Below are 12,975 nucleotides of genomic sequence, written 5' to 3'. Positions count from 1 at the left end.
AGAGGGAGAGGGGAATGTTTAATTCCAGTGAGGTGCTAACCGCGCTTGAAAAGGCTTTGAATACCAGTCAACTTTATATGGTTTATCAGCCTATTTTCAATTTACATGCCCAGTGTATAAGCGGATTTGAAGCATTAATGCGTTGGAATAGTCCTCAGATGGGTATGATCTCTCCCGATGTTTTTATTACGTTACTGGAAGATAGCGGCAATATTATTTCAATTGAAGATATGGTTACTCACTCTCCGTGGGATGTTGCAACTTCCTGGCCTGACCCCATTGTATTATCCGTCAATATTTCCGCGCTTGAATTCTGCGATCCTCTGTTACCCCAACGCGTCAGACAAAATCTTGCCACCTCCGGATTGCCGGTCCATCGATGCCAAATAGAGGTCACCGAAACGTCACCGCTGTACGACAGTCAGATTGCGGCTAAAAATATGACGGAATTAAAGGCGATAGGGGTCAAGCTTGCGCTTGATGATTTTGGAACCGGTCATGCTAATCTTAATTACCTGTTGAAATATCCTTTTGATACCTTAAAAATTGATAAGGAATTTGTCACCGCTATTGAGCCCGACACCCGATCGACAAAGATTGTTGAGGGTATTATTTCACTGGCGCATAATTTTGGTATCGAAGTTCTTGCCGAAGGGGTGGAAACCCAGTCCCAACTGGACCGGTTGATGCAGATTGGTTGTGACAAAATTCAAGGCTTTTTCATTTCTCCCCCGGTGCAGGCACAAGAGATCCCTTCACTCTTAGCACAATATAATCGTTAATCCTTCCGTATTTACGTTTCCCAATCCCTTGATTGTTCCACATTGCTGGTAAGTCTGTAGGCCTGATACGCGTCGCGCATCAACCACCCCTGTAATACTATAAGCAAAAAAAAGCCCCCTGCTGAACAGGAGGCTGGCGAGTTTATGTCAGCTTAGAACGATTTCTTAAAGCCGATAGAGGCATTGACCGGCGCTTCGATCTGCGACTTACTGCCACCGTTGCTGAATTGCGTACCCAGCTCACCGTAGACCTGCAGGTTTCTGTCGATAGACCATGACAGGCCGGCTGCAACTTCAGTGCTGGAGTACTGCTGTGAAGATTCCAGCGTAGTGGTGGCTACCGCATTGCTAAAGTGCGTTTTGTCTTTTGAACCCAGACCCTGCCAGACGTTAACCCTGCCGTACGGCTGGAATTTGCCATGGTTGGTGTCATAGTCAGCGACCAGACGCACGCCCAGACGCGCGGTAAAGGAGTCTGCGGTATCCATTTTCACTTTCGTTGGGGTCACACCATCCAGCGTGCTGTTATCAAAGTCGCTGTATTGGTAGATCAACTGAGCCTGAGGCTCCAGACTCCATGCGCTGGCGCCTAAACGGAACGATTTACCCACCTCTGTCGACGCCGTCAGCGTGTTGCCTCTGACGGTATACGAGCCATTGTTACCGGTCGCCGCCAGGCGGGATTTATGGTTACCGTACTGCAGGACGTTATCAACATACATACCGTCACCCGAGAACCAGGTCGCATAGCCACCGACGTAAAATGCGTTGTCGTCGATGTTACCGCCTTTGCCATCGCTGCCTGTCTTCGTGCCTTTCACGTTGCTGTCGATATCAAGGATGCTGGTATACATCCCGGCTTTCCAGCTTTCGTTAGCATACATATCAACGCCGACCTGGATACCCATGGTATGGGAGCTGGTTTGCGTACCGGCAGCATCATCCAGTTTGGTTTTACCGGAGTAGCCAATCATTCTTGCCCAGGCGCGATTGTCTTCATCAATGCCCGGTTTAACCTCGTCCCCCATACGTTGGTGCATGTTACCTAACAGGCTAATATCACCCTGACGTACTACGCTGGCGAGGCCAGAATACAGCATGGTTTCTGGACGGTATTCACTTCTCAGATACCAGTTTTCACCCTGGCCCTGAGCATTACCCGCATGTAGTTGGTACTCAAATGCACCTGCAGCCATACGATCGGCGGCAAGATGGAAGGCATCCCGTGAGGTTTGCGCGGTTGTGGTTGCGCCATTGAGCGCAGTCACCACTTCGATACCATCCCCAATGGTCGGCGCGCCAAGACCAGAACCATCGACATCCAGCAGTGTGCTACCGCTGGCTTTACCGCCATCGATAATCAGACGGTCGGCAATGCCTGCTCCGCTACCATTCTGGATAGCTGCCATGTTGATAGTCCCTTTTTCGCCGGTGTAATCCCCTTTGACGGTTAAGGTTGTGCCAGTCTGCTGACCGATGAGCGAGACATCGCCACCGTTGCTCAGGCCCGCTACCGTCTGGTTATAGCCCTGCGTGTTCAACGTGGTGTCTGCGACCACATAGTGGTGTGATGCGCTACTCAGGGTGTTGGTATTACCCGCTTGCAGCACGCCGTTGGCGATCAACGTAGCGCCGCTGTAGCTGTTTTCACCTTGCAGCTCGGTAATGCCGCTACCGGTCTGATGCAACTGGCCTTTACCACTGATATTGCCGGTCAGCGCCAGGGTATCGCCACGATTGACGTTGAGTACGCCGTTATCAACGACATCCCCCTGAATGCTGCCAATATCACCGCCGTTACCCAGTTGTAAAACGCCTTGTTCGATGGTGGTGCCACCGGTGTAGGTGTTATCCAGCGTCAGGGTGAGGGAGCCTTTACCGGTTTTGGTCAGTTGACCGTTACCTTCGACTTCCGTCAGCAGAGAAACGTCATGCCCGTTGGTGTCGAATGTCCCGCCGCCGGATTCCAGCGTCACCTGACGGGCAGTATCAAACGCTTCGCCATACTTCAGCGTACCGCCATTAAAGGTAATTCCCGTATCTGCCGCACCCAGGTTGGTATCACCCGCCACCTGCAGCGTCCCTGAGGTGATGGTGGTGCCGCCGCTGTAAGTATTGTCGCCGGTGAGAATCAGCGTACCGAGATCGCCTTTATTCAGGCCGCCGGTACCGCGGATAACGCTGTCGATAGTGGCGGTGTAACTGGCGCCGTCTACTGTGCCATCGCCGACACGAATCAGGGTGTTTGCCGTGTCGGTGGTAATGGCTTCGCCGCCCACACGATAACCATCGGTGGCAAACTGCGCGCCGCTGATGATGACATCGCCTTTGCTGTTATCGACGGTTACGTTGCCCGCTTCACCCTGGAAGACGGCGAATGCGGCATCGGTAAACGGTGCGTTCAACGCGCCTTCTGGCGTCGATTCATCGGTGGTCCAGTTGTCGTTACCCTGGCTGGATTGCCAGATACCGTCGCCGCCGTTAATGACGCCGTTATTTTTCAGCTCGCCATTCTCACCGCCGGTGCCGTCCCAGAAGCGCAGCGTCAGTCCGGCGTGGTTGACCAGGTTGACCTGATTTTTCACCGATGTCTGCACGTACAGGCTGTCAGCTGCTTCCGGTGCGTTAGCAATATCCATCACATTGTTGGTCAATGTGCCGGTGTAGTTGATGACGCGGTAAACGCCCACATCAAAGCTACCGCCTGGTGAGGTTTCAATGTTGAGCTTACCATCGAGCGTCAGATCGCCATTTACGTCAATCAAGTCGTTGAAGGCACCGCCCGGGGTATAAGCCTGACCAAACTGATAATCCAGTTGGGCGTTATCACTGAGCGTCAGAGAACCGGTAGTCAGTTTACCCACACTGTTGATAGCTGCACCCGCGGTAATATGCGCGTCGTCCAGCACATCAACCGCGCCGCCGATAATACCGTTACCGCCGAGCGTTGCCCCGGATTTCACCGTCACCTGGCCGGTAGCCGCAGACTGATTACCGTTGACCAGCAGCACGCCTTCATTGACGTCCGTGGTGCCGGTGTAAGTGTTATCGCCGGTCAGCGTCAACGTACCGTCACCGATTTTCACCAGGCTGCCGTCGTTGCCGCTGATAATACCGCTGATGGTGTCATCAAGATGCAGATTACCCAGCGACAGTTCTTTATTGCCCAGTTCGACATTACCCGCGCCGGACAACGAGCCGATAGACGTTGCGCTGTCGACTGCGCTGATATCGACCTTACCGCCCACCAGGTTTTTAACGACGGTGTTCTCTGCCATCGCATAGTCAGCAAAGGTCATCAGTCCGCTGTTATTCACGGTGGCATTGCCCCCGCTGGCATTTTCTTCCAGCGCCAGGGTACTGTCTTTTGACACGTTAACCGTCGCGTTGCCCGCACTGGCGTTATTGGTTAACACCGCTTTCGCCGTGCCCGTCAGGTTCAGCATTGCGCTTGCGGCGGTGACGTTATCCGCCAGCGTTAACAGGCTGTCGGCGATGTTCATAGTCAGGGATTTCAGGCTGGTATCTGTCCCGCTGATATTGAGCGTCGCACCCTTATTGACGTTCACGGTGCTGCTTTCATTACTGCCAAAGGCTCCGGTTTTGCTGACGTTGACCGTCACATTGTTGGCGTTTCCGGTACCGGCAATTTCGGTGTCGCCTTTGTAGCTGTTTGCGCGGTCGAGCGACAAGGTGCTGCCCGCATCACTAGAGCTGCTGGTAACTTTCAGTTTACCCTCGCCGGTAATCTCACCGGTTGGCGTGAAGTGGTGCGAATTAAGGTCAAACACCGCAGCATTCTCATTCGCTCCCAGCTCAATGGTGCGATTGCTGGTCAGGTCCGCGCCCAGTTGCAGCGTTGAACCGTTATTGATGGTCAGGTCAGTTCCGCTCTGGCCGAGATTGCTGTCGGAGGAGATCTGCAACGTGCCGCCATCAATGCGCGTGCCGCCGCGATATTCGTTGTCACCGCTGAGGATCAGACGGCCAAGGTCGGTTTTCACCAGCGTCAGCTTGTCAGCAGTACTGGCCTCGCGGATAACGGACTCAATGGTCGCGGTATAGTTTTGCCCCGCGCCACCAGCGCCAACGCGCACCAGCAGTTCGCCAGTCCCCGGCGTCTGGCCTGCGTGGGTCGCGTTTTCCGTGGTGGCATACGCGTTAAGCGCATCGCCTTTAACGACATAGCCATCGGCATCAAACTGTGCTCCGGAGAAGTTAATTTCTCCCGCGGCGTTATCCACGGTAACGGTACCGCCTTTGGTGGTGAAGACGGCGAAGGACTTCTGTGCCCAAGGGGCGTTACCCTCACCGGTTGCGGTGGTCCAGTTGTTATCACCCTGACTGCCGATTGCCATCCATTTGCCATCGCCACCGTCAATTTTGCTGTCGCCTTCAATGCCGGACGCGCCGTGGCTCTGATTAACGGTTGCGCCGTCCCAGAACTGCAGGGTAACGCCGTTGGCATTCACCAGGTTGACCTGTTTGTCGATGGAGGTTTGAACAAAAATATTGCTCTTATCCTGGCTATTCGGTATCGCGCCTAATTCCAGCGTCTGGTTATCCAGCGTGCCACCGTAGTTATAGATACGGTACACGCCCGGTCCGAAGTTACCACCCTGTGAAGTGGTGACGTCCAGAGTCCCGTCCAGTTGCAGATCGCCTGCGACGTTAATCAGATCGTTTAGCGCGCCGCCTGGCGTATAGGCTTGACCCAGTTCGAAAGCGGAGGTCGTTTTGCTGCCAAGCTGCAGATTACCGTTAATGGATAACGTACCCGCACCGCCGTCACCGGCGCTGAGGGTAGAGGCATCGTTCATCAGCACGTCGCCGCCGATCACCCCGTTACCCCCCAGCGTCGCCGTACCGCTTACTTTGGTCACACCCGTCGCGGCACTCTGATTACCTTTCACCAGTAGCGTACCGCTGGTGACGGTCGTGTCGCCGGTATAGGTGTTATTGCCCGTCAGGCGAGTAATACCGTTACCAATCTGCTGTAAAGCACCGATCCCGGAGATTACGCCGCCAAGCAGCACATCATCGGCCCGATTAATCGCCAGCACGCCATTGTCGATGATGTCAGACACGGCGTTGACTCCGCCTGTATTTCCGCCGTCACCCAACTGCAGCGTACCGGTTTGATCAATAGTGCTGGAGCCGGTATAGGTGTTGTTGGCGGTAAAGACAGTGGTGCCGCCTGCCGCGCGTTCAAACTTCCCATCACCGCTGATGACGCCGTTATAGATCTGCGCAGCCGTCGTGTCGCCCTGCGTGTCAAAGATGACCCGGCTGCCAGCACCCTGAGTCGTCACATTGTAGTCAGCGATGGTCGCGGCAGTGCTGGTGGACTCGCCGTGATCGCCGGTACGCAGCGTTGCGCCATTGGTAACCGCAATGGTTTTACTTGCCAGTTGCAGACGATCGACGATGCGCATATCTGCACTTGAACCGCTAATGGTCAGTGAGTCCCAACCCGTGCCGATGTTGGTACCGGTGGTCAGGTTATCGCTGCTCAGACTGCCAATTTTCGCACTGTTACCGTGTGTATTGGTGAAGGTGAGGGCGTTGCCACTGCCGGCTTCGGTAGTGATATGGCGCGTTTTATCCAGCGTCACATTGCCGATGTTGGCTTTATTGTTGCCGTCGGTTCCGGCGAAATTCACCTCGCCCGCAAAGGTTCCGCTTTGCCAGTTAAAGGTGTCCTTGCCTTCTCCGGTGTTGATCACGCCACTGGTGATACCCTGGCTGATATCAATGGTGTCATTGCCCTTGCCAGATTGAATCGCCACTGCTGTATCGTTGATAGCCTGAAGGGTACCGGTATTGGTGATTTTTTTATTGCTGTCACCGCTGGCATCAATAACGGGTGCGGTGGTGCTGACAGAGATAATTTTTCCGCTATTGGCTATTGCGCTAACATTTTTAGCGATGATTGCAGAACCACCTGCGCTGTCGTAGACGTTGATATCGGCATTGGTGGTGACCTTACCGTCCGTATTGGCGCGGATACCGCTGCCTTCGCTGTTATGCACCTCAACGGTATAGCCTTTGCCGATGGTCAGATTGCCTGTCACTGCGTCACCATTGCGCTGCTCAAAGGCGAAGCCGGTACCTTTACCGTTAACATTCAGAATGTTATTCAGGCCATCTTTCATGTTTAACGCGACGCTGGTACGGATCCCCGGACCGTCGTTGGCATTGATGGTGACATCGTTGAGTGTGATATCGGTATTGTTGGCATCGTTTTGAATGCCCGCGCCAGTACCTTTGGCGCTAATAATCACCCCTTTGGCAGCCAGCTTACCGGCCCCTGTGTCCAGGCGAATACCGTCAGCAGTGCCATTGGTGGTGATGGCATCGCCAGTATTACCAGTAATATTCAGGCTGGCGCCGTTGGTCAGCAGAACTCCTGCGGTTCCATCATCAACTTGAATCTGACCCAGTTTTTTAATCTGTGCGTTCGAACCCGAAGCTTGTACGCCAATGCCGTTACTCACATGCAAGGCAGCGGTCGCGTTATTGGTTAAACTCCCGCCTTGTTGCACGTTAACACCAATGCTGTCGGTGCTGGCAAGATCGATAATTGCCTGGGTATCGAGGATCAGGCTGCCCTGGTTCCTTGCCACATAGGCAATAACCTTGTTGCCGCTGGCTTCTGAAGTGATTTTTGCGTTTGAAGTGAGGATGGTCGGAGTGGCGCTACCTTCTGCGTTGCCATTCAGCTGGTGAGCCTGACCGTCCACTACCCCGGCAATGGTTCTTTCACCGGTTAAATTGATGGTGGTTTTATCGCTGATGTTACCTGTGGCGCCGCCTTCAATCAGCAGCGCTGCGGAGTCGGTGCCCTGCACGGTGAACGTGGCTTCGCCGGTATCCACACTACTGCCTGTGCCCGTCGCTAATACGCCAACGGACTGTTCGCCGCTTAAGGTCAGGTCAAGGTTAGAGCTGGCCTGACCGTCAGGAGTAGTGGTGTTACCGGCCAGCATTGCGCCGTTGGCAATACGGAAAATGGTGGTGCGATCCTGCCCGTTGTCATTCATTACCGCCTGACCAATATTCGCAGTTGCGCCTTTACCATACAGGTAATAGCCAATCTGATCGGTGCTGTTGAATGCCGGGCTACTCAGGCTGTCGACGTTAGCGACGGCGTTATCACGCACGTGTACTCCGATGTTCCCGGCTTTGTTTAGCGTGATGTTGGAATAGACGTTGACAACCGCTTGTCCTTTTTCACCTTCAGCCCAGACGGCATAGTTACGGTTACCGACACTACCTTCACCATCAACTACGATAGAGCCTGAAGCGCTGGTAGTGGCTTCGGCATTTTTGTTAGTTGCGCTGACGTGGATGCCGACGTTGTTGGTGCCGTTGACGTTAATCTTGCCGTCGTTGCGGATTTCCTGATTATTTTCCGCGCCGCTGTCACGCACGGTGATACCGTAGTTCCTGCTACTCCCCGCGCTGGAATCGCCATTGATCACGATATTACCGGTATTGATGACGTTGCCGGTCGCGTTACCAATCAGCATACCCGCGGCGTTACGTACGCCGGTTCCCAGCGTGATAAGGCCGTTGTTAATCACCTCTTTGGCGCTCTTGGTCATGATCCCGGCGCTCAGACTTGAACCGCCTGACATGGTGACATCTTTAGACGGATCACTTGCGTTACGGCCAAGATAAATAGAGGCACCTGCGCTGTTGGTAAAGGTGGCGTTGTCGGCGACTTCTACGCCATAGGCGATGCCGCTGCCGTAGGATGCACCGTTTTTGCGCCCGTCCACGACGTTGATATCGCCGTTGTTGACCCCTTGCGCATTGTCAGACAGTTGCATACCAATGGCCAGCGTCAGCGAGTCAGTGGGTTTGTCCTTGCTCCAGGGATCGGCGGCAGAAGCGGTACCGAAGTTATCGGTGGTGATCGCCTGGTTGATGGTACCTTCGTTGGTGATTTGACTGGCGCCTTGCCCCTGCATACCAAATGCGCCATAGCTGTTGACGTTTTGGTTGCCGTCTTTATCAATAAACAGCCCGGAGTTGATGATCCCGTTGTTGGTTGCCGTCGCGTCTTTTGCCAGCATGCCAATCGCCAGGCTTTGCCCGGTAGACGTGCGTAATGCGTTCAGCTCACCAAGGTTAGTGATAACCCCACCATTAATGGCTTTCATCACGCCATTAATACTGCCGTCAACGGCAATAATCGCGTCTTTGTTCAAGGTGCCGGAGGTGCCTGCGCCGTTGGCATAGATGGCATGTAACTCACCACGGCCAGCGGTCGCGTTGTTGGTATGTGACAAACCGTCGGTCCAGACGTCGTAATCCCAGCTGAGTATGTCAGTTGGCTTACCGGAGGTGAGCAGATTTTCAATCAGCCCGGCGTACTTTGTTTGTGCTGCGGTGACGGTTGTGACTTCCTCCGCATCTATCCACAGCTGGATTTGGCTGACTTTTTCACCATCAGGGTTGAGTGCCGCGTCGTCGCTTTTGCCCAACAGCCAGTCATTGAATTCGGCCAGTTCTTGTGTGTTGGTAATGGTAAATGTGCGCTCCCCGGTTTTGACGACCTGACCATCCTCGTCATAGCCATAGGTCATCAGCGTCACATCATCGCCAAACACGGAGGTTTGCGCTGAACCGGTGAACGTTTTTTCAGGGATCACCGGGGCTGCGTTAAATTTTATATAGTTATCTGACTGCCAGTTCACCTGGCTTGCAGTACCTTGTGCTTCCAGCAGCGAGGAATCTTTTGCCAGCATTTCAATGGTATTGGCTTTGTCACGCACATTGAGGGTGTCGTTGCCAATATTCAGATTGGCAATGGAGCCATTTGTCGCCAGTGCGATACCAAATTGCTTATAGATTTCTGATTTCTGAGCATCAAAGGTGTTTAATACCGCATCGCCGACTTGCGCTTCGGTAAGAAAACCATTTAACTCATTGGTATCAAAGACTTTGATGGTCGTTTTTTCACCGGGAAACGCCGGATCGTTGATATCAAATTCTGTGCTCTGCGAAGGCGTTGACGACTGGTTGTAAGTCAGGTATTCCGCCAGTTCTTCAGAGTTGGTAATGGTTTTTACGCTCTGGTCAGGGCTGGTCGCCAGCAGGGTGATTTTGCCGCTTTCCAGCAGTTCCCGGATAGTGGTTGATTCAACAACGCCGCTTTGACCCGGGCTAAATGTTGGGATTGCACCACTGATATTCAGTGCCTGACCAGTTGTGTTATCTTCATATAAGAAGCCGTAGTCGTGGATACCCTCATAAACCCCAGCGGAAATACCTGTCTTGAAGTCTTCATGAATATCGTGTTCACCCGTTGCGGTAATCTGGGCTGCAGAAGCCAGCAATGAAGCACCGCTTAATGCGCCAGCTGCCAGTACGGCGACAGTTTTACGCGAACTGCTTTTTTTCTTTCCTTTCGTTAATTCAGAAACGACCACCCAGATACCGAGCGCCGCGTTCCAAATAATGCTGTAAACTTTGTTCATATATAACCCTTGTCTACATTCCTGTTATGTATGTGTTAATACGTTGAGTTGTTGGCTATGGTTGGCACGCGGATGTGCTACCCGGTAATGGATTTTGGAAATAGGGTTCCCTTCCGTGCGATGCGGAATTAAAAAAGCGAGTCGAAAGAAAACCTCTTTAAATAATAACCGTGATAATTGTCCTTAAATAAGTCAGTTACGGCTGGCTATAGTGGGAAATGGTGTACTTGAGCCGGGTGTTATTTTTGCCGAGTTTTCTGGCAATATTGCTTTTGTACGCCCCGATGGTTTTTTCACTTTTTTGTGATGCCCCGGCGATTTGTGTCAGTGACCATCCTCGTGCAAGCATCATCATTACGTTAAATTCGTTAGCTGTAATTTTTGTGTGTAGTTCTTTGATACTTTGTTGTTTTTTGTTTTGCGTGATACGTGTGACGGTCTGTAATAGCTGATCAAGGCTGGTGTCTTGATCGAGAAATTGCATGTTCTTCCCGCAAACGGTTTGAAAAATGGCAAAGGTAGCTTCATCTGCCAAAACAATAATTTTGGTGACAGGTCGTAAAGCCATGTTGCGGATAATTCTGGCATATTTTAAAAAATCTGATTTGTCAGGATTAATGATGATGCAATCCGTTTCATAAGGGAGCATTTTGACAGCAGAAAGTGTCTGGGAGGAGTAGTACGTGATATCAATAAATAATGATGAGCCACGTAGGATTTCTCGCATGCCTAGCCAAGGGTAAATTGAGTCACCCAAAAAAATAGCTTTTGACATAACGATCTCCTTGAAATTTTGGTGCAAGCAGTCGCCTCTTTTTTAGGTTAAAAAAGAGTTTCTTGCGACGCGTGAAATGTTAATTAAATCTCGTATAACGTTCTGTGCTGTGAACGTATCCTTATTAATTCCAGATCAAACAGAAATTCTCTGTATTAATTAGAATCATTAACTATCCTTAAAGTGGATATTACACTTTGTTAAAATTTAAGATAAATCGTTTATTTCAGCTCTGAGTAAATGATTGATAGATTTCGCTTATGGATCGGGATAATAATAAGAAGGAGGTTTGTATAAAGGCAGGGTATTCCTAGGGTTAAAGAAAGGTATTTATATGTAATGGCTTTAATTTCAATAAGATACTCATTTTTCTTCATGGGATTAATTGAGGGTAGGAGAATTCTTAATCCTGGCCAGGACGTAGGAGGTGGAAGGTCAGGAGAAGAGGGAAATATTGCCGAATTTACACCTATCGGCTAAAAATAGGATTATTCCAGATTATATTTCTACGTTAAAGCAATTTATTAGTGCTTTATCCTTTTTTGGTCTTTTTGTGCCTAATGTTGAAATCTGGCTTGCAGGTGTCATTTTGTCTTAATGCGCTAGCGATAGCGCTTAGCCCGCCAACAGCTCCTGCTCAACCTGTTGCACCTGTTGTTCCAGCGTATTGCGGATTTCCGTAAGCGCCCGTTGTTGATCGGAGAAGTAGGCCTCTTTATCTGTCACGGAGGTGGCAAGCCGCCAGGCGTTCTCCGCTTCCAGTTCGGTAATCTCTTTCAGCAGCGCGTTAATGTGTTCTCTGAGCTGTTGTATTTTGCTGCGTAAATGCTGCAAATCGTTCAATCGGTCACTCGCCATCATCGGTTCGAGGCCGCTTTGCAATTGAGTCAGTAGCGCCCGGACGGCGGCAAGATCGGCATTTTGGCGTGCCTGGTTAAGCTGCACCATCATCTGATGCGCTTTCTCTTTCAGATCATCGGCTACCACGTCCGGGTGGCAAAGACGGCTGGCCTGACGCCACAGGCGTTTTAGCTCATTACGTTCATCAGAGGAAAGCCGCTGGTCACGACTAAAACGATGCTGCGCATCCTGCTGCTGCTCCTGATATTCATCATATTCATGGCTGGCCTCTTCCTGTGCCTGACGGGTTGCGCTGTCGTCCTGGCGAGAAAAGTCGTTTTCCAACTCACGAATCTCCGCCAGAAGGGCGGTAATCAGTTCCGTTTGTTGCTGAATACGTTGGCGTGTTTCCACCGATTCGCGCGAATCTGAATTCTGGTTCATCCAGTGCTGCTTGAGCCTTGCCAGTTGATCAACAGCCTGGGAAATATAGTGCTGGCAGGATTGATAGTCTTTTTCCCGGCGTTTTCGCTCCGCTTCCTGTTTGCGCTGGGCGCTGGCGGCGAGCTGTTTACGCAGTTCGAGAATGCGGCTCATCAGCGGTCCAAGACGGAGGTGATATAGATCGTTGAAATCATCGAGGATTTGAATGCGCGTGTTGCGCTTATCGATCAGATCACGCAGCTGTGTTTCGAGCGCTTTGAGTTCCAGCTTACTGGCGGCAATGGCTGGATCCTGCCACGTAGAGACTGCCCGTTGAGATTGTAGCCAGGCCGAGATTTCACGCAGGGCATCACTAAAACGTCGTTCTTCGATCGCCTGCACAATGGTGCCTGGCACGACGGATAACGGCTCATTTTTAAGATGCGCCACCTGCTGGAAAATAATCTCCTCATCTTCCAGTTCAATAGCGCTTTTGACGATTTCCAGTCGTTTGATGATCTTATTCATGACAGTCGTTGCCTGGCCTGGCTAAAAAACGAGTGGCTGAAGTACAACAGGTTCACCCGTTTGAAAATGTTAGAAAAACAGTAAAGCGCATTCTGTGGCCTGTCATGCCTTTTCGTCCAGAATAATTCACCGTAATTAT

General features: G+C 51.6%; 4 protein-coding genes. 1 reads left to right on the top strand and 3 read right to left on the bottom strand.

The genetic code is table 11. From position 1 onward, the window contains the following. Positions 1-14: 14 nt before the first annotated feature. Entirely contained in the window at positions 15-782 is a 768-nt protein-coding gene (locus OGV57_RS14750; RefSeq protein ID WP_054528170.1) for a putative bifunctional diguanylate cyclase/phosphodiesterase, read from the top strand. A gap of 152 nt (positions 783-934) precedes the next feature. Here the strand turns inward: OGV57_RS14750 and OGV57_RS14745 are convergent, their stop codons facing one another. The 3 genes from OGV57_RS14745 to OGV57_RS14735 form a co-directional block, all read right to left on the bottom strand. Then, on the bottom strand, positions 935-10,270 hold the full coding sequence (locus OGV57_RS14745) for an autotransporter outer membrane beta-barrel domain-containing protein (RefSeq protein WP_054528171.1): 9,336 nt from the start codon (positions 10,268-10,270) through the stop codon (positions 935-937). 196 nt (positions 10,271-10,466) lie between these two features. Beyond that, positions 10,467-11,045, bottom strand: a complete 579-nt coding sequence (locus tag OGV57_RS14740) for a LuxR C-terminal-related transcriptional regulator (protein ID WP_003835695.1) — start codon at positions 11,043-11,045, stop codon at positions 10,467-10,469. A 615-nt stretch (positions 11,046-11,660) separates the two neighbouring features. Beyond that, positions 11,661-12,836: a coiled-coil domain-containing protein gene (locus OGV57_RS14735; RefSeq protein WP_003021972.1), complete on the bottom strand. Its 1,176-nt coding sequence runs from the start codon at positions 12,834-12,836 to the stop codon at positions 11,661-11,663. Between the last annotated feature and the right edge of the window lie 139 nt (positions 12,837-12,975).

The sequence above is a fragment of the Citrobacter sp. Cf087 genome, from assembly GCF_030334285.1.
Classification (GTDB): domain Bacteria; phylum Pseudomonadota; class Gammaproteobacteria; order Enterobacterales; family Enterobacteriaceae; genus Citrobacter; species Citrobacter freundii.
This window is presented reverse-complemented; position numbering and strand designations above follow the sequence as displayed.